The following is a 25,542-nucleotide window of genomic DNA, read 5'->3' on the forward strand; positions in this document are numbered from 1 at the left end:
AGGCTCAGGCAGGATCGGAAGGAAGGGGGCGTGCGCCGGCCGGGCGCATCGGCGCGGTCGAGCCGCGCACCACCAGCTGCGGCACGAAGCCCTGGTTGTGCAGCGGTGCCGGCGCATCGTCGTAGGCGTCGCTGCGCAGTTGTGCGATCAGCAGGCGCGCGGCATGACGGGCGATGTCCTCGGTGGCCTGCTTGGCGGTGGTCAGCGGCGGCCACGACTGGCGCGAGAACGGGCTGTCCTCGAAACCGGCGATGGACAGGTCGTACGGCACGTTCATGCCGGCCGACTTGGCGGCGGCCAGCACACCGGCAGCGATTTCGTCGTTGGAACCGAAGATGGCGGTGGGCGGTTCGCGCAGCGCCAGCAGGCGGCGCGCCCCACGGAAACCATCGTCGAAGGTGTAATCACCCTGCACCACCAGGTGCTTGTCCACGGTCATGCCGTAGTCCTTCAGCGCGGCTTCGTAACCGGCGTAGCGTTCGCCCGAGGAGCGGTGCGAGCTGCCGCCCCAGAGGAAGCCGATGCGCTGGTGGCCCAGCTGGATCAGGTGCTCGGTGATCTCGTAGGCCGCCTCGCGGTCGTCGACGAACACGCAGGCGCCGTCGGCCGGGTCTTCAGTGGCGGCGATGATGCGCACCAGCTTGATGCCACGCGCGGTCAGCGCCTGGATCAGGTCGCGGCGCTCGGACATCGGCGCGGTCAGCACCAGCCCGGCCAGGCGCGAGCGCTGCACCCAGTCGGCCAGTTCATCGGCCAGCAACGGCGAGCTCGAATCACAGGGATGGATCTGCAGGCCGAAGCCGGTCTCGCGGCACGCGGCCAGCACGCCGTTCTGCACGCCGATGATGTGGTACGGGTTCGGGTTGTCGTAGACCAGCCCGATCACGAAGGTGGTGCCGCTGCGCAGGTTGCGCGCGGACGGATCGGGCTCGTAGTCGAGCTCGGCGATGGCACGCAGCACCCGGGCACGGGTGGCCTGCATCACCGAGGGCTCGTTGTTGATCACCCGTGAGACCGTCTTCAGCGAGACCTTGGCCTTCTCCGCAACGTCCTTGATGGTCGCTCTGCGCATGGGTTTTCCCTGGGGTTGGCTGCCGTCCATCATCGCCGATCAGGCCTTGTCCTGCGGCAGCCCGGCACGATGGCCGATCACCGAGTAGAACAGGATGTACAGGTAGCACGGCACCATCAGCAGCACGAACACCAGCTGGAAGTCGATGTGCTGCTTGAGCACGGCGAACAGCTGCGGAATGATCGCGCCGCCGGCGATGCCCATCACCAGCAGGGCCGAGCCGGTCTCGGTGAAGCGGCCCAGGCCGCGGATCGCCAGCGGGAAGATGGCCGGCCACATCATGGCGTTGGCAAAGCCCAGCAGCGCCACGAAGCCCACCGAGACGTAGCCGTGCGTAGCCCAGGCGCCCAGGCAGAACACCACGCCCATCACTGCCGAAATGGTCAGGTAGCGCGACTGCGAGACCAGGCCGGGGATCGCCAGCAGGCCGACCACGTAGCCGGCCAACATCGCACCCAGCGTCAGCGAGGTGAACATCTTGGTCTGGTCCAGCGGCAAGCCGAAACCGTGGCCGTAGGTGCCGATCGCATCACCAGCCATGACCTCCACGCCTACGTACACGAACAGGCACAGCACGCCCAGCCACAGATGCGGGAACTGGAAGATGCTGCGGCGCTCGGCGGTTCCTGGTGCACCTGACGGCGTTGCATTGGCTTCGGAGGACTTGATCTCCGGCAGAGGCGAGAACAGCACGGCCACCGCCAGCACCACCAGCAGCGCGGCCATCGCCAGGTACGGCGCATGGATCTTGGCGGCGAATTCGTTGAGCAGCGCGACCTTGGTGACCGCGTCGGCGGCCTGCACCTGCTTGTCCAGGTCGCCGATGCCATGCAGCACCAGGGTGCCGATCAGCACCGGCGCCAGCATGCCGGCGATCTTGTTGCAGATGCCCATCAGCGCGATGCGGCGTGCCGCAGTTTCAATCGGGCCGAGGATGGAGATGTAGGGGTTGATCGCGGTCTGCAGCAGCGCCAGGCCGCTACCGATCACGAACAGGCCGCCGAGCGCGCCCGGGTACCAGCGCTGGGTGGCGAATTCACCGAACAGCGCGGCACCACCGGCCATCACCAGCAGGCTCAGGCTCAGGCCCTTCTTCATGCCGGTGCGGCGAAGGATCCAGGACGCCGGCAGGGCCAGGAAGAAATAGGACAGGTAAAACACCATCAGCACCAGGAAGGCGCCGACCTCGCTGAGTTCGAAGGCCAACTTGACGAAGGTGATCAGCGGGCCGTTGAGCCAGGTGAAGAAGCCGATCAGGAAGAACAACACGCCAACGATGGCGATGGAGGTGGCCACGTTCGGGCGCGCGCTTGCAGCGGGGACGGCGGACATCAGGAGGGCTCCTGCGGCGACGGCCGCAGAACGCGGCGTCGGAGAGTGGCTGGGAACAACGTTGTCACATTCTTTCGATGGACAACGGCGGTTTGTCAACTTCCATGCACGCCTGCATGACCCTTGTGCTGCACTGCGCAAGCCCACGGCGGTGCGCCCCGATGAATGCGCGGCAGGCCTAGCGCCCCGTGCGCCAATGGTTCCCACGTGAAACCCGCACTCACATCATGTAAACGTTTACGGCATACCGCATTCGTTGCGACGCAGCAACGAAAGTGTCACGAACTCGTTGACATCGTTGTCAGCGCAGTTACAGACTCCGCCCCAGTGCCGCCCCCGATCCCCGGGCCGGCCCCACCTGCAGCAGGAGCCCGCGTGACCGCCAGCCACCCCGCCCCGTCGCATGTCCTGTCCCGCGTCGCGCCCTCGTTCCTGGCCGCCGACGTCGGTGGCACCCATGTGCGCGTGGCCCGGGTCCAGGCCAGCGGTGACGCTGCCCATCCAGTGCAGGTGCTGGAGTACCGCAAGTACCGCAATGCCGACCATGCCGGCCTCAGCGCGATCCTGTCCGACTTCCTGGGCGAAGGCCCGCGGCCCACGCATTGCGTGGTCGCCAGCGCCGGCTATGCCCGCGAAGACGGCACGGTGATCACTGCCAACCTGCCGTGGCCGCTGTCGGCGCGCCAGGTGGAAGCCGATGTCGGCCTGCAGCGGGTCTACATCGTCAACGATTTCGAAGCGGTGGCCTACGCCGCCGCGCAGGTGGACGCCAGCGGCGTGCTGCACCTGTGCGGACCGGAAACTGCCGCACGCGGCCCGACCCTGGTGGTCGGCCCCGGTACCGGTCTGGGCGCCGCGCTGTGGATCCCCACCGCGCACGGCCCGGTGGTGCTGCCCACCGAAGCCGGCCAGCCGACCCTGGCGGCCAGCACCGAACTGGAAATGGCCATCGTCCGCTACATGCAGCGCGACCGCGCGCACGTGTCGATCGAGCATGCGATCTCCGGCCCCGGCCTGATGAACCTGTACCGTGCGGTGTGTGCACTGCAAGGGCAGGCGCCGACCCTGGCAAGCCCCGACGCAGTCACCGCTGCGGCCATGGCCGACAGTGATGCGCATGCGCGCCAGGCGCTGGACGTGTTCTGTGGCCTGCTCGGCAGCACCATCGGCGACATGGCCCTGTTCTACGGCGCCCACGGTGGCGTCTACCTGGCCGGCGGCATCCTGCCGCAGATCCGCGAATACCTGCACGCCAGCACCTTCGTCGAACGCTACCTGCAGAAGGGGCCGATGGGCGAAGCGCTGGCACGCATCCCGGTGAAGGTCGTCGAACACGGCCAGCTGGGCGTGGTCGGCGCTGCCAGCTGGTACCTGCAGCAATCGGCCGCCTGACACCGCAACAGGCTTCAACGCAATCGCAGCACGCAGTACGTGGCACGCCAACGCACGGGACTTCGCCGCCGCCCCGCGCATGTCATCGCAACCGTAACCGAACACCGCCGCCGGCACCCAATCGAGTGATGAGGAGAGACATCATGAACACCCGCAAGACCCTGCTTTCGGCCGCCATCGTCAGCTGCATCGCCTTCAGTGCGCACGCGCAGCAGGCGGCCCCGACCGCCACCGATCTGGACACCGTGACCGTTACCGGCATCCGTGGCTCGATGGAAAAATCGCTGGACACCAAGCGCGAAGCCAATGCGCGCGTGGAAGTGGTCACCGCCGAAGACGTGGGCAAGCTGCCCGCGCACAACGTTGCCGATACCCTGCAGCGCCTGCCGGGCGTCAACATCAGCTCGTCCAGCGCCGACGAGGGCGGCTTCGATGAAGCCGACCGTGTCAGCCTGCGCGGCACCAGCCCGAGCCTGACCCAGACCCTGATCAACGGTCACACCGTCGGCTCGGCCGACTGGTTCGTGCTCAGCCAGGGCAACAACGTCGGCCGCAGCGTCAGCTACTCGCTGCTGCCGTCGGAACTGGTCAGCTCGGTGGAAGTGAACAAGTCCTCGCAGGCCAAGCTGCAGGACGGCGGCACCACCGGCACCGTCAACATCATCACCCGCAAGCCGCTGGAGTTCTCCAAGCCGTTCACCGCGGAAGGCTCCATCGGTGCGGTGCGTTCGGACCTGGCCAAATCGACCGATCCGCAGTACTCGGCATTGTTCAATTACAAGAACGACGAAGGCACCTTCGGCGTGATGGTGCAGGGCTTCAGCCAGAAGCGCGAACTGCGCCGTGAAGCTCAGGAAATCCCGGGTGGCTTCTTCAAGATCGGCGCAAACGATCCGGTCGCCAGCACCAATCCGGACCTGATCGGCGTCAACGTTCCGGGCCTGCTGGGTTCGACCCTGTTCGAACAGACCCGCGAGCGCAAGGGCGGCCTGGTCTCGCTGCAGTTCAAGCCGAGTGACAGCCTCACCCTGGGCCTGAACGGTTTCAGCTCCGAACTGAAGGCGAACAACTACAACCGCAACTTCATGATGTTCGGCAACAACTTCGCCAAGTCGCAGGCGCCCAATCCGGGCTATGTGGTCAAGGACGGCGTGCTGACCAACGCCACCTATGCAGGCGTGCCGGGCACCAACTACGCGGTGTACGACATGATCTACCGCGAGTCGAAGGCCAAGTCGAGCTATGTCACCTTCGATGCCGACTGGCAGATCAGCGACAGCCTGACCGCCACGTTCCAGGCCGGCAGCACCAAGGGCACCGGTGAGACGCCGCGCCAGTACATCGCCGAAGTGACCCTGGCCGGCGGCGGTGGCGCCAGCTGGGCCACCCACGGCAATGGCTCGCCGATCGACTGGAACGTAGGCGGCGACATCTCGCCCAACGGCGTGACCAGCTTCGGCACCTGGGGCAACCAGCAGGTCACCGCTGAAGACAAGGAGAAGTGGGCCACGCTCGACTTCAACCAGTACTTCAACGATGGCGGCGTGCTGAGCTCGATCGACTTCGGCCTGCGTTTCGCCGACCACAAGCGCGAAGCACTGTCGCCGGAAGGCGCAACGCCGGGTGACATCTGGAGCGCGCTGAAGAACGGCGCGACGGCCAACTATCCCAGCGGCTTTGCCGGTGACATCGGCGGCACCTTCCCGCGCAACCTCTGGTACTTCACCCCGGGCGCGCTGAAGGACGCGGTGACCAACAACTCCACCTGGCTGGCCGGCAATGATGGCCCGACCGGTCGCCACAACTACGGCGCCGAGTGGAAGGTGAAGGAAAAGAACTTCGCCGGCTACGTGCAGGCCAACTTCCGCGGCGACTGGTGGAGCGGCAACGTCGGCCTGCGCTACGTCAACATCAAGCAGGACATCGACACCTACAACGCCGTCAGCAAGGCCGCAGATGCCGATGTCAGCAGCCTGTTCGGCATGTGGGAGCGCCTGGCCTTCCAGAACAAGCGCAACCGTGTTCTGCCCAGCGCCAACATCAAGTTCGACCTGGACGACTCGCTGGTGCTGCGCGTCGCCGCCTCGCAGACCCAGACCCTGCCGGACTACTCGGCACTGGGTGCCTCCTCGTACGGTTCGGACCTGAACCGCACCGGCGGCGGTGGCAATCCGAACCTCAAGCCGACCCTGTCGACCAACCTGGACGCCAACCTGGAGTGGTACTTCATGCCGCGCGGTCTGCTGTCGGTGGGCGCGTACCACATGAAGCTGAAGGACTACATCGCCTTCGACGTGGTCTCGCGCCAGCTGTACAGCGAACTGACCAACCAGCTTGAGACCTACCAGATCTCCACCCCGATCAATGCCGACGGCAAGGTCACCGGCGTGGAAGTGGCGTACGAGCAGCCGATCGGCGAGTACTTCGGCATCAATGCCAACTACACCTACGCCAACGGCACCACCTCGCATACCTGGTCGGATGGCTCGCACAACCTGCTGGGCACCTCGAAGAACACCTACAACGTGGGTGCCTACTTCGAGAACGAGCGCTTCGGTGCCCGGGTCAGCTACACCCGCCGTTCCTCGTTCCTGATCAGCCTGTCCGGTACCAATCCGTACTACCAGGATGACTTCGGCACGCTGTCGGCATCGCTGAGCTACAAGGCCACCGATTGGCTGAGCATCAGCCTGGATGGCCTGAACCTCAACAACCCGACCTACAAGTACTACCAGACCGCGGCCATCCCGACCTCGTTCTACAGCAACGGTCGCCAGTACTACCTCAACTTCCGCTTCAAGTACTGATCCAGCGGCAGCAACATCGCCGAGTCGTGCACGCACGCCGGGCCTGGGTCATTCCGGGCCCGGCGTTTTTCATGTATAGCGTTCATCGCACCGTTCCAAGGAGTCGTACCGATGGTCAAGCCTTCCCGCGCCCGGATGCGCAGCGCACTGCTGCTGGGCAGCCTGCTCGCGATGTTGCCGGCACTGCCGGCACTTGCCGCCGACCCCACGCCGGCCGCTGAGGCACCCGGCCCGCAGCTGCGTGCCGGCAGCCTGATGCTGATTCCCGCCCCGGCCACGGTGCAGCGCGGCCAGGGCAGCGGCATCACCGTACGCGCCGATACCGCGCTGCAGGCCGAAGGCGAAGCCGCGCAGCGGGTCGCCACCCAGTTCGCCGACCTGCTGGCGCGCAGCGGCGGTCCGCGCCTTACGCCTGCCCAGGGCAAGGCGGCAGGCAAGTCGGGCAGCATCCGCTTCGAGATCATCCCGACCTTCCGCGACAGCGGTGAGAGCTACACGCTGGAAAGCACCGCACAGGGCGTAGTGGTACAGGCCGGCAACGAAACCGGCCTGTTCTATGGCGCAACCACCCTCGCCCAGCTCGCCACCGGCGGCAGCAACGGCGTGCTGCCAGCGGTGCAGATCCAGGACGCGCCACGCTTCAGCTGGCGCGGTTTCATGCTCGACTCGGCGCGGCATTTCCAGAGCCTGGACGAGATCAAGCGCGTGCTCGATGCCATGGCCGCGCACAAACTCAATACCTTCCACTGGCACCTGACCGACGACCAGGGCTGGCGCATGGAGATCAAGCGCTACCCGAAGCTGACCGACGTGGGCAGCTGCCGCCTGCCGGCCGGTGATGGCGGCGCCGACCCGGTCACTGGCCAGGAGCATCCGTATTGCGGCTTCTACACGCAGGAGCAGATCCGCGAAGTGATTGCCTATGCCGCAAAGCTGCATATCCAGGTGATTCCGGAAATCGATGTGCCGGGGCACGCGACCGCAGCGATTGCCGCGTACCCGGAACTGGGTTCGATCAATACCCCGCTGAAGCCGATCAGCGAATGGGGCGTATTCCCGAACCTGTTCAACGTCGAAGACAGCACTGTCACCTTCCTCGAAAACGTGCTGGAAGAGGTGATTGCGCTGTTCCCGGCCAAGTACGTGCACGTCGGCGGCGACGAGGCGGTCAAGGACCAGTGGGAAGCCTCCAGGCAGGTCCAGCAGCGCATGCGTGCGCTGGGCATCAAGGATGAAATGGCCATGCAGAGCCACATCATCAAGCGCCTGGAGACCTTCCTGGAGGAACACGACCGGCGCCTGATCGGCTGGGATGAGATCCTCGAAGGTGGGTTGCCGCCACAGGCCACGGTGATGTCGTGGCAGGGCACCGAAGGTGGCCTGGCCGCGGCCCGTGCCGGCCATGACGTGGTCATGTCGCCGGTGGGCTACCTGTACCTGGACTACCTGCAGACGGCCTCGCCGAATGAACCTCCCGGCCGCCCGACCCAGGTCAACCTCGGCAAGCTGTACAACTTCGAGCCCGTGCCGGCCGAGCTGGCCGATGACAAGCGCCAGCACATTCTCGGCCTGCAGGCCAACATGTTCACCGAACACACGCGCACCTACGCGCGCCTGCAGCACAACCTGTTCCCGCGCCTGGCCGCAGTGGCCGAGACCGGCTGGAGCACGCCGGAACATCGCGACTTCCGCGATTTCCTCGCGCGCCTGCCCGCGCAGCTGCAACGCTACCGCGCCTGGGGTCTGGCCTACGCGCAGACCCCGTTCGAAGTGGGCGTGGACTACACCGACGATCGCGCGAAGAACTCCGTGACCGTGTCGCTGGTCAACCCGCTGGGCTATGAGGTGCGCTACAGCACCGATGGCCAGCCGGTGACGGCGCAGTCGCCGCTGTACCAGCAGCCGCTGACCGCGCAGCTGCCCGCTACCGTGCAGGCCGCCGCGTTCTACCAGGGCCAGATGCTGGCGGCGAAGCCGACGGTCGCGGCGTTCAGCGCACAATCGCTGCTCAGCCGCCGCAGCGATGAACTGCTCAGCTGCGTGGGCAAGAAGGGTCTGGTGCTGCGCCTGGAAGACGATGGCCCGCGCGAGGGAACGCGTGCGGTGTTCAACGTCGACATTTTCCAGCCCTGCTGGCGCTGGCCGCAGGTACAGCTTGACGGCATCGGCAGTGTGGAAGTCCGCGCGGGGCGTATTCCGTACTACTTCCAGCTGGCCCACGACGAACCCAAGCGTCGCTACGAAAAGGCCAAGCGCGCGCATGGCGAGATGCAGGTACGCCGTGGCGACTGCAGCGGCAAGGTGCTGGCCGAAGTGCCGCTGCCGGCCAAGCCGGATGCCGATGGCTTCGTGACCCTGCGTGCGGCGCTGCCGAAGGGTACGCAGGGCACGGGTGACCTGTGCATCAACTTCACCGGCGATACACGCCCGGCGATGTGGGTGCTGGATGAGGTCACGCTGGGGAAGTAACCACAAGCCTGTCCTGGCGCAATCCATCCACGCATGGCGTGGATCTACTGTAGAGCCGAGCCCATGCTCGGCTGCCTTTCGGGAGGAAGCCGAGCATGGGCTCGGCTCTACAGGAAACCTTATCCCCGCCAGCGCAGCAGCAGATCGCGCAGCGGTGTGTACGCGATGCCCATGCCGGCCAGCACACCGATCGTGTTGGCGAGCGCATCCATCGGATCAGCCATGCGGTTGCGGGTCAGCGCGCCCTGGGCGAACTCGATGCCGATGCCCATCAGCACCAGCCCCACGCCCACCCACAGCAGCGAGCGCCCCGGCCGGAACAGCTGTACTGCGCTGCTGGCCAGAATGAAGTAAGCGAGGAAGTGTTCGCCCTTGTCGTCGTTTTCCGGCAGCGCGATCGGCGGCGGCGGGATCAGGCAGGCCACGATCACCAGCACCACCGCCAATGTCCAAAGCGCGGTCCACAGCCGCGGCCGCCGCAGCGGCTTGATCAGCGGCAGCGCATCGCTCACAGGCGCCAGCTCAGGTCACCCAGCTCGAAGGCGGGCTCGAAGTCGACGCCGCGCTGCAGGCCGATCGCCTGGAAGCGCTCCCCCATCTCGGTCGGCAGGGTCAGCTTCTTCACCTGGTCACGCAGCTGGATGCGGCCGACCTCATCCGTACGCTCTTCGGCCAGCAGCAGCACCTGGTCCAGGCCGTTGCCGAGCAGGAAACTGGCCTGACTGCAGTACCCGGCCAGCTCGAAACCACCGTGCATGCCCGCCTCGGCCATCGCGGTGAAATCCACCGACGCGGTGATGTCCTGCAAGCCCGGCCAACGGTGCACGTCGTTGTGCACGTGGTGGCGGTAGAACGCGCGCACCGTGCCATCATCACGGTCGTGCTGGTAGAACTCGCTGCGGCTGTAGCCGTAGTCGACGAACAGCATCGCGCCGCGCTGCAGGCCGCCAGCCACTGCCTGCAGCCAGTACGGCAGCTGCGGCAGCACCTCGGAGCGGTAACCGTCGGCAAAGGGCTTTTCCAGGTAGCGCTCGATGTGGCGCACCGCACCGTTGAGCAGGATGTCAGCCGGCTGCGCGCCACGGATGAAGTTGCCTTCGCCATCAAGCTCGACGGTTTCCTCGTAGACCTCGCCGTCCCGGATCAGGAAGCGCGGGGTCGGCAGCGCGTCGATCACCTCGTTGGCGAACACCACGCCCTCCCAGTCCTCTTCGAACGGACGGTCGATCCACTCCACGCGCACGGCCAGCTCGGCCGGCAGGTTCTGCTGCAGGCGCTGCTGCTGGCGCTCGCGCAGATCGGCACTCGGTTCGAGGATGGCATAGCGCGACGGCAGCGCATCCAGTTCGGCCAGGCGCAGCAGCACGGCCTCGGCGAAGGCGCCGGTGCCGCCCCCCAGCTCCAGCATGCGCGCCTGCGCGCCGAGCTGGGCGAACACCGGCGCCAGCGCATTGGCCACGCTGCCGGCGAACAGGCTGCCGAGCTCGGGTGCGGTAGTGAAGTCGCCGCTGCCACCGAACTTGCTGGCGCCGGCGCTGTAATAGCCCCAGCCGGGGGCATACAGGCACAGTTCCATGAAGCGGGAAAACGGCATCGCCCCGCCCTGCGCAAGGATTTCGGCGCGCAGGGCGGCCGCCAGCTGGTCGCTGTGGGCCAGGGCATCGGCTTCGGGCAGGGGGAAGGTGGGCTGCATGGCGTCTTCGAATGCGGTGACAATGGTGCACAGGATAGCCGAGCCTTGGAGGACCCTCGATGAGCGATACCCACCCCGTGGTCCTGATCACCGGCAGCGCGCGCCGGATCGGTGCGGCCATCGCCCGCCAGTTCCACGCCTGTGGCTGGTCGGTGGTACTGCATGCCAACACCTCCAGCGCCGAACTGCAGCAGGCCGCGTTCGATTTCGACAATGTGCGGCCGGGCAGCGTGCTTGCGCTGCAGGCCGACCTGCGTGACGCCGACGCCCTGCCCGACCTGGTGGAACAGGCCGTTACCCACTTCGGACGCCTGGACGCGCTGGTCAACAACGCCTCCAACTTCTATGCCACCCCGCTCGGCCAGGTCACCGCCGAGGCGATGGACGAGCTGTATGCGGTCAATGCGCGCGCGCCGCTGTTGCTGTCGCAGGCGGCGGCACCCTACCTGCGCCGCCAGCAGGGCTGCATCGTCAACCTCACCGACCTGCACGGCACCGATCCGATGCGCGACCACATCGCCTACACCATGGCCAAGGCCGCGCTGGAGATGGCCACCCGTTCGTTGGCGCTGGAGCTGGCGCCGAAGGTGCGGGTCAATGCGGTGGCGCCCGGCGCGATCCTGTGGCCGGAACAGGGCAAGGACGATTTCGCCCGCGAGGCCCTGCTGGCGCGCACGCCGCTGGCGCGGATCGGTACGGTCGAGGAGATTGCCGAAGCGGTGTACTGGCTGGTGGCCGAAGCCAGCTTCGTGACCGGCCATACCCTGCGCGTGGATGGCGGTCGCACGGTCAGTTGAGGTAGTGCCGGCCGCTGGCCGGCAACCGCCATCATTCCAGGTCAACCACCTCGAACGCCTCGCCAAACTGCGCGTGCGCGCGCCACAGCGTGGCCAGGTCCAGCCTGCTGACCGGATCGATGAAGTCCGGCGCGATGTCGGCCAGCGGCTTCAGCACGAAGGCATGCTTCAGTTCGGGACGGGGAATGCGCAGGTGGCCGGGGCCTTCCACCACCAGGTCGCCGTAGAACACCACGTCGATATCCAGGGTCCGGTCGGAGAAGCGCGGCCCGCTACGGTCGCGGCCGTGCGCGTCTTCCAGCGCATGCAGCCAGTCGTCCAGTTCCTGCAGCGGCAAGTCAGTCTCGATCGCCACCGCGTTGTTGAGGAAGGCCGGGCCGTCGAAGCCGACCGCGGCGGTACGGTAGGCCGGCGAGACCTGCAGCGCGCCGAAGCGCTCGCGCAGGGCCGTCACCGCGGCGTGGAGGTAGCGGCGGGGCTGGACGTTGCTGCCCAGGCTCAGGAGCACGGTGGTCATGCGGTTCAGGTGACGGCACTTGGGGAGGCGTGGACATGCCGTCGTCACGGCGGCCTGCCTACAATCCGGGACGCACATGATAGGGCACCGACATGACCTATTGCGTTGGAATCGAGGTGGACGAGGGCCTGGTCTTCGCTGCCGACACCCGGACCAATGCCTCGCTGGACGATGTGCGCGTGCATCGCAAGCTGCACGTGTTCGAGTATCCCGGCCAGGCAGCCTACGTGCTGATGGCGGCTGGCAACCTGGCCACCACCCAGCTGCTGGTGTCGCGCCTGGGCCGCGACGCCGCAGAGCGGCGCGTGCCCAACCTGCGCGACATGACCCACCTGTTCGAAGCCGCCGCGTATGTGGGTCAGCTGCTGGTGGACAGCCAGGTGCACAGCAGCCACAGCGAACACGGCCATGACGGGGTCAACACCCAGGCCACGCTGATCTTCGGCGGCCAGATCGCCGGCGAGCGGCCCGGGCTGTACATGATCTACCCGCTCGGCAACGCCATTGCCGCCTCGCCGGAGACGCCCTACCTGCAGATCGGCGAGTCCAAGTACGGCAAGCCGATCCTCGACCGTATCCTCAGCCCGGCCACGCATTTGGAGGATGCAGCGCGTACGGCGATCGTGTCGCTCGATTCCACCATCCGCTCCAATCTGTCGGTGGGCCTGCCGATCGATCTGGCGCTGCTGCGCGACGGCGAACTGCGCATCGGCCAGCAGCTGCGGCTGGGCGCGGATTCCACGCTGTATGCCGACATCCACCAGAACTGGTCGCGGCGGCTGGAACAGGCGGTAGACGCCCTGCCGCGCTTCCCCTGGGAAACCCTGGACCGGTAGTGCCGGCCGCTGGCCGGCAACCGCATTGACCCCACCGCACGGGATGCCGGCCAGCGGCCGGCACTACCGCGAGATCAGCCCAGCGCTTCGGCCACCGCGCGGAAGACCAGATTCATCTGCTGCGGCTGGAACAGGCGGTGGACGCCCTGCCGCGCTTCCCTTGGGAAACCCTGGACCGGTAGTGCCGGCCGCTGGCCGGCAACCGCATTGATTCCACCGCACGGGATGCCGGCCAGCGGCCGGCACTACCGCGACATCAGCCCAGCGCTTCGGCCACCGCGCGGAAGACCAGATTCATCTGCTGCGGCTGGAACAGGCGGTGGACGCCCTGCCACGCTTCCCCTGGAAAACCCTGGACCGGTAGTGCCGGCCGCTGGCCGGCAAGCGCATTGATCCCACCGCACGGGATGCCGGCCAGCGGCCGGCACTACCGCGAGATCAGCCCAGCGCTTCGGCCACCGCGCGGAACACCTGCTGCATCTGCAGCGGCTTGCGCAGCACATGCACCTCCACGCCGGCCGGGAAGGCATCGGCAGGCACCGCCACCGCCGCGTCCTCCAGCACCAGCGCCGGGCCGCGATAGCCCAGCGCGGCCATCTCGCCCAGCAGCTGGCTGGCCGGCAGCAGCTTTGAGCCGGCGTCGGCAATCACCAGCGCCGGCATCGCCTCCTGCTGCATCCAGCGCAGCGCCGCCGGGCCATCGGAGGCCAGCTGCAGCTGATACCCCTGGCTGGACAGCGCGTTGCCGAGCAGCGACAGGCGCGTGGCTTCGCCGTCGACCACCAGGATCGACTGGCCGCTGCCCAGGGCCACCAGCTGCTCGATCGGCTCGCTGCCGTCGCTGGCTTCGTGCATCGGCAAGCGCAGCTCGAAGCAGGTGCCCTGCCCCGGTTGGCTGCTGACATGGATGCTGCCGCCGGCGCCTTCGACGATGCGCTTGCAGGAAATCAGGCCCAGGCCGGTGCCATCGGCCTTGGTGGTGAAGAACGGATTGAACAGGTGCGACAGCGTATCCGCATCCATGCCGATGCCTTCATCGGCCACGCAGATGCGCATCCAGTCCACGCCATCGCGCTGCCCGGCATGGCTGGCGGTCAGGCTCAGGCGGCCACCATTCGGCATCGCCTGGATTGCGTTGAGCGCCAGGTTCAGCATTACCTGCTGCAGTTCGGTGTAGTTGGCGTCGACCGCCAAGCCTTCGTCCTGCACCTGCAGTTCCAGGCGCACGGCATCGGGCACGTTGCTGCGCAACAGCAGCGCCACCGCATCGAACAGGCCGTCGATCTCGATGCGCTCGCTCGGCTTGCGCGAACCACGCACGAACGACAGCATCGACTCGGCCATCTCATGGCCGCGGCGGCCACACTCGGCGATGACGTCGGCCAGGTGGTGCAGCTGCGGATCCTCGGTACGGGCCTTCAGCAGGTCCGGCATGATCAGCAACGGCTGCAGGATGTTGCGCAGGTCGTGGCTGAGCCCGGCGGCGAGCAGCGACAGGCTTTCCAGCCGCTGCGCGCGCATCAGTTCGGTTTCCACCCGCGCGCGCTCGACCGCACTACGTGCATCGCGGATCGCACGCGCCACCGCCGACGGCAGGCGCGCAGGCTGGTGCTTGATGATGTAGTCGTTGGCGCCTTTCTGCAGCGCCGCCACCGCATTCTCCTCACCCATCGTGCCGGAGACGAAGATGAAGGGCACCTCCGGCGAGGTCTCGCGCACGATGCGCAGCGCGTCGTCACCGGAGAACCCCGGCATGCTCAGGTCGGACAGCACGATGTCCGGCTGGAACACAGCCAGCGCCTGGCGCAGTTCCGCCTCGCTCTCGACACGCTCGAAGCGGGCCTCCAGGCCCGCGTCGAGCATCTGTTCGGACATCAGCTCGGCATCTTCCGGTGAGTCTTCCACCAGCAGGATGCGCAGCGCCCCCAGGGCGGGACCGGTCAGGGGCATGGGCTCACTCGAGTTCCGGTGCCTGGTTGATCAACGCCCAGAACTTGCCCAGGGTCTGCACCGCGCCGAAGAACTGGTCCACGTCCACCGGCTTGACCACGTAGGCGTTCACGCCCATGTCCCAGCTGCGGGCCAGGTCGCTTTCCTCGCGCGAGGACGACAGGATCACCACCGGCAGGCGCTTGAGTTCTTCGTGCTCGCGGATCTGCCGCAGCACTTCCAGGCCATCCATGCGCGGCATCTTGATGTCCAGCAGCAGCACCGCCGGCAGGCCTTCCTCGCGGTTGGCGAAGGCACCGCGACGCAGCAGGTAGTCCATCACTTCCACGCCGTCCTCGACGTGCACAATGGGATTGGCCAGACGCGCTTCTTCCAGGGCGTCGATCGCCATTTCGGCGTCCGCCGGGCTGTCTTCAGCGAGAAGGATGGTGCGCAGAGTCGTCATGCAGATGGACCTTGTTTGTCCGCGTCGGTCGCGGGGGGCAGGTAGAAGTGGAAGGTGGCGCCGACGTCCGGTTCGGCCTCGGCCCAGATACGGCCACCATGGCGGGTCAGCACGCGGCGCACGCTGGCCAGGCCAATGCCGGTCCCCGGGTAGTCACTGGCCTTGTGCAGGCGCTGGAACACACCGAACAGCTTGCCGGCGTAGGCCATGTCAAAGCCTGCACCATTGTCGCTGACCGTGAACTGATGGCCGCCGTCGGGCTGCTGCTGGTAGTCAACGCGGATCTTCGCCGGCTCGCGGTTGCCCGAGTACTTCACTGCGTTGCCGAGCAGGTTGAGCCAGACCTGGCGGATCATGTTCTCGTCGCCCACCACGATCGGCAGCGGCGCGATGCTCCACTCCACCTGGTGCGCATGGCCGCTGTTCTCGGCCTCGGCCTGCAGGTTGGAATCGAGCATGGCCCGGGTGTCGGCCACCAGCGACTGCATGTCCACCGCCTGCTGCCGCATCGCCGCGCGGCCAAGGCGCGAGTAGACCAGCAGGTCATCGATCAACGCTGCCATGCGCCGGGCCGAACTGGAAATCACGTCCAGATAGTGGAGGCTCTTGTCATCGGCCTGATCGCCGAGGTGGCGCGACAGCTTGTCGGAGAATCCGGCCACGTGGCGCAGCGGTGCGCGCAGGTCATGCGAGACCGAATAGCTGAAGGCCTCCAGCTCGCGGTTGACCTCGGATACCTGCGCAACCTTGCCTTCCAGCTGGCGGTTCAGGTCTTCGACGCGCAGCTGCACTGCGCGCTGCATGGTGACGTCGCTGATGGTCAGCAGCACCACCTCGTCATCGGTGTCGGGCAGCGGCATGCGCCGCGCGTTGAGCAGCATGTAGCGCACCATGCCGTCGACGGTGCGCTGCTCGTGCTCGAAGTCCCACAGTTCGCGACCGCGCGACAGTACGTCGGCCAGGCGCTGTCGGACCACCGGATCCTGCCATGCGTTGTCGCCAACGTTTTCCAGCAACAGGCCGTCGGCGCGCTCGTCCTGCAGGCCGTACAGCTCAGCGAATGCTGGATTGTGCAGCTGCACGCGCAGGTCGCGGTCGAGCAGCACGATCGGTTCGCGTACGGTCTGCAGCACCGACGCCGCACGTGCAGCCGAGCGCAGCGACTGCCGCTCCGCATGCAGGCGACGGCCGATCTGCCGCTGCAGCAGCCACAGCACCAGGCCGAGCAGCGCCAGCTGGATCACCAGCGAACTCCACGACACCAGTTCGGTCTGCTTGCGTTGACGCGCCGCCTGCTCGCCGCGCAGTGCCAGCAGCTTCTGCTCGCTGGCCTGCAGTTCTTCCACCAGCCCGCGGATGGGATAGCGCGTACTCAGGTCTTGCACCAGCTCGCGCTGGTCGCTGTTCGGTTCGGACCTGGCCAGCTCGCGGGCAAGTGCCATGCGGCCTTCCAGCATCGATTCGATCCGACCGATGCGGATCAGCTGGTCGGGATTGTCGCGGGTCATCCGGCCCAGTTCGGCCAGGCGCCCGGGTATTTCATCGGCCCGCGCCATGCGCTCGCGCAGGCCGGGGGCATCCACGCCCTTGGACAGGGTCAACGCGGCCGATTCAACATCGCGCACATCGGCCTGCAACTGCTGCAGTGCCACGCCCACGGCCTGGGTGTGGTTGACCCAGGCCATCGCTTGTTCGCTGTCCTGCTGCAGTTTGCGCAGGGTCAACCACGGCACCACGATGATCGCGGCGGCGGCCAGCGCCAAGGCCGGCAACCGCCAGCGGTCCCAGATGTCGTCACTGAAAACCAGCGCCATAGTCCCTCGTCAGCTCTGCCGCGACGCGTTGGCCGGGCCGAGCCCGGTTGCGGCGGAACCGGCAATATAGCGCAGGCGGTCACAACTCTGGAATTTCCAGCGCGGTCGGCTGAACGGGTTGGCAATCAGACCTGTAGGGCCGAGCCCATGCCCGGCTACCTTGAGTTCCAGCCGAGCATGGCTCGGCTCTCAAGGTCAGCGGGCGCCCCGCGCGGGGGCGCCCAACCGATTCAGCGCTTGGCGGCAGCGCTGACCTTCAATGCGGCGGCATCGACGCGGGTCACGCCCTTGATGCCCTTGGCGGTAGTGACCGCCTTGTCCTTCTCGGCCTGGGTGGCCACGGTGCCGCTCAGGCTGACTACGCCGTTCACCGTTTCCACCTTGATCTCGGTGCCCGGGACGTTGCTGCTGGTCAGCAGGTCAGCCTTCACCTTGGTGGTGATCCAGCTGTCGGTCACCGGTTCGTTGGAATCATGGCGATCAGCGTGGGTAGCCGGATGTGCGCTGGTGGTCGGCGGGCTCTTCGCGGCCGGGTCCTTGGCGAATGCGGTCGAGGAGGACAGCGCCAGGCCCAGCGTCAGGGCAGAAGCAATCAGCGTGCGAGTGGTATTGCTCATCGTGTCGTTCTCCTTCGGGATGTGCTGCCAGTCTGGACAAGCGCACGTAGAGCAGGCGTGGCGTCGCGGTCATGCCGCCGTGAATCGAAGCGTTTCCAACGGCAACGGTTCAGTTTTGGGCTGTCCGCATCCGTCGTTTACCCTGCCCTTCCCCCCTGCCGGAGCTCTGCCATGCGCCCCGACCTGCACCTGGCCCTGATCGGCTACGGCCTCGCCGGCCGCGTCTTCCATGCGCCGCTGATCCAGCACACGCCCGGCCTGGCCCTGCACAGCATCGTCAGCTCGCAGCGCGACACGTTGCTGCGCACGTTCAGCAACGTACACGTGCGTGCAACGCCACAGGACGTGTTCGACGATCCAGCCGTGGATGCGGTGGTGATCGCCACGCCGAACGAACAGCACGCGCCACTGGCGATGGCCGCGCTGGCCACCGGCAAGCACGTGCTGGTCGACAAACCCTTTGCGCTGGATGTGGCCGAGGCGGAAACGGTACTGGCCGCAGCACGCGACGCCGGCCGCATCGCCACCGTGTTCCAGAACCGGCGTTTCGATGCCGACTTCCTCACGCTGCAGGCGCTGCTGGCCGAAGGCACGCTGGGCGAGGTGGCCGAGTGCCATGCGCATTTCGACCGCTACCGGCCGCAGGTGCGCGACCGTTGGCGTGAGCGGGACGTGCCAGGCAGCGGCCTGTGGTACGACCTCGGCCCGCACCTGCTGGACCAGATGCTGGTGCTGTTCGGCTGGCCCGACGCCATCGATGCGGATCTGGCCATGCAGCGCCAAGGTGGCGCCGGCATCGACTACTTCCATGCCGTACTGCACTACCCGCGGCATCGCGCCATCGTGCATGCCGGTTCGCTGGTGGCTGCCCCTGCCCCGCACTTCAGCGTGCATGGCAGCAAGGCCAGCTGGATCAAGTACGGCCTGGATGTGCAGGAGGCCCAGCTGCGCCGCGGCGTAGCACCGGGTGCGCCCGGATGAGGCATCGATCCGCGGCATGGCGAACTGGTGCGCTGTGATGCAGAAGACAATGTTCTGCGCAGCACCGTCGACAACCTGCCCGGCGACTATCGTCGGTTGTATGCGCAGTTCGCGGCGGCGATGCACGGCGACGGCGAAGCAACGGTCAGCCCGATGCAGGCACTGCAGTTGATGCGGCTGCTGCAGGCGGGCATGGACAGCGCGCGCGAAGGGCGGCGGATCGCGTTGGACTGACCAGTAGATCCACGCCATGCGTGGATGACGTGGCAACGATCGGAGAAGGCTTTTGTAGAGTCGAGCCATGCTCGACTGGCTGCATGGGCTCTGCCTGGGGCCGGATCCCTTCGGCAACGCCGAAGGGCTCTGACCCCACCGCAGTGCTTACGACTTCCTGATGGCGTGGCCGCCGAATTCATTGCGCATCGCCGACAGCAGGCGATCGGTGAACGAATTCGATTCGCGCGAACGCAGGCGTTCCAGCAGCGACAACGTGATCACCGGTGCCGGCACGTCCAGTGCGATGGCTTCGGCCACGGTCCAGCGGCCTTCGCCGGAATCCTCCACGTATGGCGCGATGCCATCCAGCGACGGATTGCGCTTGAGTGCTTCGGTACTCAGGTCCAGCAGCCACGAACGCACCACGCTGCCGTGGCGCCAGACTTCGGCCACCTGGGCCAGGTCCAGCGCCATCTCCCGCTTGCGCTCCATCAGCGCGAAGCCTTCGGCATAGGCCTGCATCATCCCGTACTCGATGCCGTTGTGGACCATCTTGGTGAAATGGCCGGCGCCGGACGGGCCGACACGCGCCCAGCCACGATCTTCTGCCGGTGCCAGCGTGCGCAGCAGCGGTGCGATCTGCTCCACCACCGGCGCTTCGCCACCGACCATCAGGCTGTAGCCTTCCTGCAGGCCCCACACGCCGCCGCTGGTGCCGCAGTCGACGTAGCCCAGATCGTCCTCCGCCAGCGCCTTGGCGCGACGGATCGAGTCCTGGTAGTTGGAGTTGCCGCCGTCGATGACGATGTCACCCTCGGCCAGGTGCGGGGTCAGCTGGCCCAGCGTCTGGTCGACGGTTTCGCCGGCCGGTACCATCAGCCACACCACGCGCGGCACCGGCAGCGCGGCCACGGCGGCGGCCAGCGAATCAACCACCTCCAGGCCGGCCTCGGCGGCGCGCTGGCGGGCGCCTTCGCCCGGGTCGTAGCCGACCACGCGGTGGCCGCCGCGATGCAGGCGCTGGGCCATGTTGGCGCCCATGCGGCCGAGGCCGATCATTGCAATATCCATTGTTTCACCTTCAGTTGGGGTCTAGGGTCAGGCTGCCTGGCCTGCCGGTAGCCGCGCAGTGGCGCAGTTGCGCCTCGCGCCAACGCCGGTAGAGCGTGGTATGCAGATTGTGCACCGCCAGGTCGATCGAAAACGGCGTTCTCGGGTTGCGATCGAGCAGGCGGACGATGTGGTAGCCGATAGGACGTATACCGCGCGGATGCACGTAGATCACGAACTGCTGGTAGAACGGATCGTCCAGCAGCTGATCCATGCGCACCAGAGCCGCGTGGTAGCGCTGCGCCAGGCCTGCGCGCAGCTGTGGATCGCGCTCGAACAGCAGGCGCTCGAAATAGCGCTGGCCGATGCGCGGGATGTCCTGCGCCAGTTTCCAGAGCTCGGCGTTGCGCTGGTCGTACCAGGCCAGGCCGGCGTGCAGTGCCAGCGCCTGCGCAGCGCCCTCGCCCACCTCGACCACCACGAAGTTCTCGGCCTGGTTGCTCAGGTCGTCCAGCGTGCCTTTGTCGTACACATGTTCGATGAAACCGGGCACGCCCACGAACGCCTGCCGCCCCATCGCCGAGGTGCGCACCGCCTTGCCATCGGCGAAGAGGTCGCCCGCATGCGCGCCGAGCAGGATGCTGTCGGTGTCGTGCAGCGCGAGGAAGGTGCCGATCGACAGTTCCTCCGCTGCGAACCCGGTGTCGAACGCAGCATCGCCATACAGCTCGCGCTGGGTGGCCAGCTGTGCCACCTGGCGGCCGACACCGCATTCGGCACGCACGGCACCGCTGTAGAACGCCTGCAGCGCATGGCTGTTCCCCGCGCGGGGCACGAAGCCACGACCAAAACTACGCGTACGCTGCCAACCCTGTGCCGGTGCGCCCTGCAATCCGAAGCCGATCCATCCCAGCTGCGGGCCGGAGAAGCGGAACGTGGGATTGCCCTGCAATGCCGAAGTTGCGCGCCGCGTGGCCGCCCCCAGCTCGAAGGCATAGGCGCAGACGGTGGCGGGGTCATCCAGCAGCTGCTGCAGCAGTGCCTGCCGAGCGGCAGCAGGCAGCGCCGCCGGCCACCGCACCTGCAGGTCGCCGGCCGCTTGTGAATCAGCCAGCGAAGCACGCGTACATACGGGACCACCGCGCACCTGCGGCGCAGTGAGGGACGCTTCTTCGAAGCGCCACCCCAACCGCTGCAGCAGGCCCTGCGTACAGTCCAGGGATGGCGCTGCCGCGACCCACGCGGGCGCCAGCAGCAGGGCTGCAATCAGCCACCTGCCGCGCACACTCAGCCCTGGTCCGTGACCGCCGGTGCGGGTTCCGGCGCCGCTGCCGGCGATGGCGATGGCGTGCCCGTCGCGGCCGGCAGATACTGCTGCAGGCGCTGGAAGAAGCGACGATAGAACTCGGCATCCGTGACCGTGCTGCTGGCCACCTTCACCAGCGAGTCGTCGTTGCTGCCGAACGGCAGCGACACCGAGCCCAGCGCACCCACACCGACACTGGCCGAGGTCGGGCTCTTCTTCAGCGCGTAGCGATCCTGCACTGCACTGACGAATACCAGCGTCTGGCTGCCGCGCGGGGCGCAGGAGATGCGCAGCACCAGCTGCTCATGGTCATCCTCGCGCGGCTGGAAGTTCTTGTTGCCCTCCACCTGCGCATCATCGGAACGGGCGATGGCATAGCCTTGGCTGAGCAGCGTGCGGCGCGCGGCCTCGCAGGCTTCGCCGGGGCGTCCCTCAACGGTGCGCGAGAAGGTATCGCCGGAATCGAAAGACTCGCGCAGCACGGTGCTGTCGGCGGCGTGGCCACCACAGGCCGAAATGATCAAGGCGCTGGCGCACGCCACGGCAGCGCTGGAAAGACGGGAGGCCCGCATGGGTACTCCTGCGAGAACGGAAACACCAAGGGTAGTCCCGCCCCCGTGTGCGGCAGGTCGATATGCCCCCCCACGTTGCTCCCGGTTCATGCACGTAAAAGGGGACGGAGGGGATTAAGTCGTTTGCGGCACTTCACTGGCCCGGGCATGGCCCGGCGCGACCCAGATCGGGCTTCCCAAACAGAAAGGGGCCGGCAATGCCGGCCCCTGCGGATGTCGCGCGCCGTCTCCGGCTCAGTCCGCCCAGCGCCCCGCGCCGGTGGACTGCGGCAGCACCTGGGCCGACAGCGGACGGTCGTTGGCCAGCAGGTTCACCGCGTCGGCCAGGATCGAGGCCGACTCGCGCAGCAGCGGGTCCGGACGCTTCTCGGCGGCCTTCTCGCGGGCGGCATCCTTCACGATGTCGCGCTCGTTGCCGGTCAGGCCATCATCACTGCTGTCATCGGCCAGCGGGTCCAGGGCCAGGCCCAGCTCCTTGCGCTGCAGCTGGCGTTCCTTGCGCTGGGCGTCCTGGCGCTCGCGTTCGGCGCGACGGGTGGCCTCGTTGAGCGAGATGTACTTCTTCGCCGCCTCGGCACGGAACTGTTCGACGTCCTCGTTCCACCACTGGAATTCCTTGTCGGTCGCGATGCGCGCGTCGTGACGGGTTTCCAGCTTCGGCAGCAGCGGCGCGAAGTTGCCGTACTGGGTATGCGGCACGGCAGCGATGCGGGTCCACGGCAGTGCGTTGTCGTAGGTGCTTTCGCCGAACTCGGTGGCATCGACGCTGGCCGGGAAGGCCAGGTCCGGCACCACCCCCTTGTGCTGGGTGCTGCTGCCGCTGATGCGGAAGAACTGGGCGATGGTCAGCTTGACCTGGCCGAAGCGCTGGGTTTCGCCGCTCGGCCAGCGATCGAGGTCGACGATGTTCTGCACGGTGCCCTTGCCGAAGCTGGTTTCACCGATCACCAGGCCACGGCCGTAGTCCTGGATGGCACCGGCGAAGATCTCCGAAGCCGAGGCCGAACCGCGGTTGATCAGCACCGCCAGCGGGCCGTCCCACGCCACGCCCTGGTTGCGGTCGCTGTTGACGGTGACGCGTCCGCCGGACTCGCGCACCTGCACCACCGGGCCCTGTTCAATGAACAGGCCGGTCAGTTCGATCGCTTCATCCAGCGAGCCGCCCCCGTTGTTGCGCAGGTCCAGCACCACGCCGTCCAGCTTGTCGTTCTTGAAGCCGGCCAGCAGCTTGGCCACGTCGCGGGTAGCCGAGGCGTAGTCGGCGGCATTGCGGCGGCGGCCTTCAAAGTCCTGGTAGAAGGTCGGCAGCTTGATCACGCCGATCCTGCGCGCCGGTTCGCCGTTGGCGGCCGGGATGCTCATGGTCTCGCCCTTGGCGGCCTGTTCGGCCAGGCGCACCTTCTGGCGGGTCAGCACCAGCGTGTGGTGCTTGCCGTCCACGCCCTCGGCGGCCGGAATGAACTCCAGCTTGACCTGGGTATCCTTGGCACCGCGAATCTTGGCCACGACGTCGTCGATGCGCCAGCCGATCACATCCTCGACCGGCCCGGACTTGCCCTGGCCCACGCCGACGATGCGGTCGCCCGGTTTCAGGGTGCCGTCCACTGCGGCCGGACCACCGGCGATGATCTCGCGGATCACCACCATGTCGTCCTGCCGCTGCAGCTGCGCACCGATGCCTTCCAGCGACAGCGACATCGCCTGGTTGAAGTTCTCGGCCGTGCGCGGGGTGAAGTAATCGGTGTGCGGATCAACCGCGCTGGTGTACGAATTCATGAAGAACTGGAAGACGTCTTCGCCCTTCAGCTCGTTGACCGACTTCTCCAGCGTCGCGTAGCGCTTGTCCAGCGTCTTGCGGATGTCGTCCGGCTTCTTGCCGGCCAGCTTCAGGCGCAGCCAGTCGTTCTTGACCGACTTGCGCCACAGCTCATCCAGCTCGGCGCTGCTGGCCGCCCACGGCACCTTCTTGCGGTCGTACTCGAAGCGTTCGTCGGTGGTGAAGTCCGGCTCCTGCTTGAGCAGCTTGCGCGCAAAGGCCACACGTTCACCGACACGCTGCTTGTAGACCGCGAACACCTGGAACGCCGGCTCAAGCTCGCCGCCACGGATGGCCGAGGAGATGTTGGCTTCGAAGGGCGCAAAGCGCGCCACGTCGGCCTGGGTGAAGTACTGCTTGGCGCCGTCCAGCGTCTCCAGATAGCGCTTGAACACGTCCTTGGAGGTGGCCTCGTCCAGCGCACGCGGGCGATAGGCGTAACGACTGTCGGACAACAGGCCATACACCAGCTTGGAGGTGGTCACCTGATCGGCGGTTGCCGCAGCGGGCAATGCAGGCGAGTCGGCCTTGGCCGCCAGCGCCAGCGGCGCGACCAGCGCCAGGGCCATCAGGAATGCGGGGGCTTTGAATTTCATTGACGTGCTCGAAGGCGCCTTGCCAAGGGGGAGACTGCAGGGTGTTCAGACACCCCGACAGTGCCGAAAGTTGCCCGGTTTGTCACCCGGCCGCGCTCGGTGGAAAACCAGCCTAGCCGGGCCGGTGTAGCAAATTGTGAATGCAGGCGAAGGCGTGCGGACCAACGGTCCGCACCCACCAGAATGGTGATGACACCCATTGGCAGCGCCGGGCCATGGCCCGGCGGCAACCGCTTACCGGACGCCGGCGCCCTTGGCCTGCACGTCTGCGTGGTACGACGAGCGCACCATCGGGCCGGACGCCACATGGCTGAAGCCCAGCTCGTAACCGTAGTCTTCCAGCGCCTTGTAGTCCTCGGGGGTCCAGTACTTCAGCACCGGGTGGTGGTGCGCGGTCGGCTGCAGGTACTGGCCGATGGTGATCATGTCCACGTCGTGCGCGCGCAGGTCACGCATCGTGGCCTTGATCTGTTCGAAGTCCTCGCCCAGGCCCAGCATGATGCCGCTCTTGGTCGGCACGTCCGGGTGCTGCGCCTTGAAGTTCTTCAGCAGGTTCAGCGACCACTGGTAGTCCGCACCCGGGCGCACGTTGCGGTACAGGTCCGGCACGGTCTCGATGTTGTGGTTGAACACATCCGGCGGGTTCTGCGCCAGGATCTCCAGCGCACGCTCCATGCGGCCCTTGCCGCGGAAGTCCGGGGTCAGCACTTCGATGCGGGTACCCGGCGACTTCTCGCGGATGGCGGTGATGCAGTCAACGAAGTGCTGGGCACCACCGTCGCGCAGGTCATCGCGGTCGACGCTGGTCACCACCACGTACTTCAGGCCCATGTCGGCCACGGTCTGGCCGAGGCTGGCCGGCTCGTTGGCATCCGGCGGCTTCGGGCGGCCATGGGCCACGTCGCAGAACGAGCAGCGCCGGGTGCAGACCTCACCGAGGATCATGAAGGTGGCGGTGCCATGGCCGAAGCATTCGTGGATGTTCGGGCAGCTGGCTTCCTCGCATACCGTCACCAGGCGGTTCTCGCGCAGCTTGGCCTTCAGGTTCTGCACGGCATTGCCCGAAGGAATGCGCACGCGGATCCAGGACGGCTTGCGCAGTACCGGCGCATCGGCGAACTGCACCGGCGAACGGTTGATCTTGTCACCGCCCAGCTGCTTGACCCCGGCCTGCAACGGCGCGGCGGACGGAGAATCGCCCTGCACGATCTGCAGGGGAATGGAACGGGCGGTGGTTTCAGTCATGGCAGTTCCGGGGGGGCGG

19 protein-coding genes and 1 pseudogene are annotated in these 25,542 nt (G+C 66.9%); 6 read left to right on the top strand and 14 right to left on the bottom strand.

The features are described from left to right. Positions 1 to 4: 4 nt before the first annotated feature. Positions 5 to 1,072: a LacI family DNA-binding transcriptional regulator gene (locus AC5P66_RS12455; protein ID WP_005411045.1), complete on the bottom strand. Its 1,068-nt coding sequence runs from the start codon at positions 1,070 to 1,072 to the stop codon at positions 5 to 7. A 39-nt stretch (positions 1,073 to 1,111) separates the two neighbouring features. Then, on the bottom strand, positions 1,112 to 2,404 hold the full coding sequence (locus AC5P66_RS12460; RefSeq protein ID WP_049414623.1) for a sugar MFS transporter: 1,293 nt from the start codon (positions 2,402 to 2,404) through the stop codon (positions 1,112 to 1,114). A gap of 375 nt (positions 2,405 to 2,779) precedes the next feature. Here AC5P66_RS12460 and AC5P66_RS12465 point away from each other — a divergent pair, with 375 nt between their 5' ends. From AC5P66_RS12465 to AC5P66_RS12475, 3 genes are all read left to right on the top strand, one after another. Continuing rightward, positions 2,780 to 3,796, top strand: coding sequence for a glucokinase family protein (locus tag AC5P66_RS12465; RefSeq protein WP_049414622.1), 1,017 nt, complete (start codon positions 2,780 to 2,782; stop codon positions 3,794 to 3,796). Positions 3,797 to 3,939: 143 nt separating this feature from the next. Continuing rightward, positions 3,940 to 6,603, top strand: a complete 2,664-nt coding sequence (locus AC5P66_RS12470; RefSeq protein WP_099496216.1) for a TonB-dependent receptor — start codon at positions 3,940 to 3,942, stop codon at positions 6,601 to 6,603. Positions 6,604 to 6,714: 111 nt separating this feature from the next. Further along, a complete protein-coding gene (locus tag AC5P66_RS12475) occupies positions 6,715 to 9,072 on the top strand; it encodes a beta-N-acetylhexosaminidase (protein WP_099496217.1) in 2,358 nt (785 codons plus the stop codon). Between the two features lie 119 nt (positions 9,073 to 9,191). Here the strand turns inward: AC5P66_RS12475 and AC5P66_RS12480 are convergent, their stop codons facing one another. Then, positions 9,192 to 9,584, bottom strand: coding sequence for a VanZ family protein (locus AC5P66_RS12480; RefSeq protein WP_099496218.1), 393 nt, complete (start codon positions 9,582 to 9,584; stop codon positions 9,192 to 9,194). Further along, positions 9,581 to 10,765, bottom strand: coding sequence for a class I SAM-dependent methyltransferase (locus AC5P66_RS12485; RefSeq protein ID WP_049440323.1), 1,185 nt, complete (start codon positions 10,763 to 10,765; stop codon positions 9,581 to 9,583). Before AC5P66_RS12485 ends, AC5P66_RS12480 begins: the two co-directional genes overlap by 4 nt. Before the next feature lie 59 nt (positions 10,766 to 10,824). Here AC5P66_RS12485 and AC5P66_RS12490 point away from each other — a divergent pair, with 59 nt between their 5' ends. Continuing rightward, on the top strand, positions 10,825 to 11,562 hold the full coding sequence (locus AC5P66_RS12490) for a pteridine reductase (protein ID WP_005419347.1): 738 nt from the start codon (positions 10,825 to 10,827) through the stop codon (positions 11,560 to 11,562). Positions 11,563 to 11,593: 31 nt separating this feature from the next. Here the strand turns inward: AC5P66_RS12490 and folK are convergent, their stop codons facing one another. Next, positions 11,594 to 12,079, bottom strand: coding sequence for a 2-amino-4-hydroxy-6-hydroxymethyldihydropteridine diphosphokinase (gene folK, locus AC5P66_RS12495; protein WP_049414615.1), 486 nt, complete (start codon positions 12,077 to 12,079; stop codon positions 11,594 to 11,596). Positions 12,080 to 12,171: 92 nt separating this feature from the next. Between folK and AC5P66_RS12500 the strand changes: the two genes are divergently transcribed. Next, positions 12,172 to 12,915 (top strand): proteasome-type protease, encoded by a 744-nt coding sequence (locus AC5P66_RS12500; protein WP_053505139.1) that lies wholly within the window; start codon positions 12,172 to 12,174, stop codon positions 12,913 to 12,915. 438 nt (positions 12,916 to 13,353) lie between these two features. Here AC5P66_RS12500 and AC5P66_RS12505 read toward each other — a convergent pair whose 3' ends face one another. From AC5P66_RS12505 to AC5P66_RS12520, 4 genes are all read right to left on the bottom strand, one after another. Beyond that, entirely contained in the window at positions 13,354 to 14,865 is a 1,512-nt protein-coding gene (locus AC5P66_RS12505) for an ATP-binding response regulator (protein ID WP_049410582.1), read from the bottom strand. Between the two features lie 4 nt (positions 14,866 to 14,869). After that, complete coding sequence (locus AC5P66_RS12510) at positions 14,870 to 15,310, bottom strand: response regulator (protein WP_005411057.1); 441 nt, start codon at positions 15,308 to 15,310, stop codon at positions 14,870 to 14,872. Beyond that, positions 15,307 to 17,124, bottom strand: coding sequence for a sensor histidine kinase (locus AC5P66_RS12515; protein WP_495216392.1), 1,818 nt, complete (start codon positions 17,122 to 17,124; stop codon positions 15,307 to 15,309). Before AC5P66_RS12515 ends, AC5P66_RS12510 begins: the two co-directional genes overlap by 4 nt. A gap of 230 nt (positions 17,125 to 17,354) precedes the next feature. After that, positions 17,355 to 17,741 (bottom strand): BON domain-containing protein, encoded by a 387-nt coding sequence (locus AC5P66_RS12520; RefSeq protein WP_049410577.1) that lies wholly within the window; start codon positions 17,739 to 17,741, stop codon positions 17,355 to 17,357. 171 nt (positions 17,742 to 17,912) lie between these two features. Here AC5P66_RS12520 and AC5P66_RS12525 point away from each other — a divergent pair. Next, a pseudogene (locus AC5P66_RS12525) lies at positions 17,913 to 18,956 on the top strand (oxidoreductase). A gap of 147 nt (positions 18,957 to 19,103) precedes the next feature. On the opposite strand, the gene gnd reads toward AC5P66_RS12525, so the two are convergent. From gnd to lipA, 5 genes are all read right to left on the bottom strand, one after another. After that, positions 19,104 to 20,009 (bottom strand): phosphogluconate dehydrogenase (NAD(+)-dependent, decarboxylating), encoded by a 906-nt coding sequence (gnd, locus tag AC5P66_RS12530; RefSeq protein ID WP_099488346.1) that lies wholly within the window; start codon positions 20,007 to 20,009, stop codon positions 19,104 to 19,106. A gap of 10 nt (positions 20,010 to 20,019) precedes the next feature. Continuing rightward, positions 20,020 to 21,273 carry a hypothetical protein gene (locus AC5P66_RS12535; protein WP_180880740.1) on the bottom strand — a complete coding sequence of 418 codons (1,254 nt, stop codon included), beginning with the start codon at positions 21,271 to 21,273 and terminating at the stop codon, positions 20,020 to 20,022. A gap of 2 nt (positions 21,274 to 21,275) precedes the next feature. Beyond that, entirely contained in the window at positions 21,276 to 21,866 is a 591-nt protein-coding gene (locus AC5P66_RS12540) for a DUF2242 domain-containing protein (protein ID WP_099488348.1), read from the bottom strand. Positions 21,867 to 22,100: 234 nt separating this feature from the next. Further along, positions 22,101 to 24,278: a carboxy terminal-processing peptidase gene (locus tag AC5P66_RS12545; protein ID WP_099496220.1), complete on the bottom strand. Its 2,178-nt coding sequence runs from the start codon at positions 24,276 to 24,278 to the stop codon at positions 22,101 to 22,103. Between the two features lie 234 nt (positions 24,279 to 24,512). Beyond that, a complete protein-coding gene (gene lipA / locus AC5P66_RS12550; protein WP_049410563.1) occupies positions 24,513 to 25,523 on the bottom strand; it encodes a lipoyl synthase in 1,011 nt (336 codons plus the stop codon). Positions 25,524 to 25,542: the final 19 nt, after the last annotated feature.

Source organism: Stenotrophomonas sp. YJH_SMC_122 (assembly GCF_059369535.1).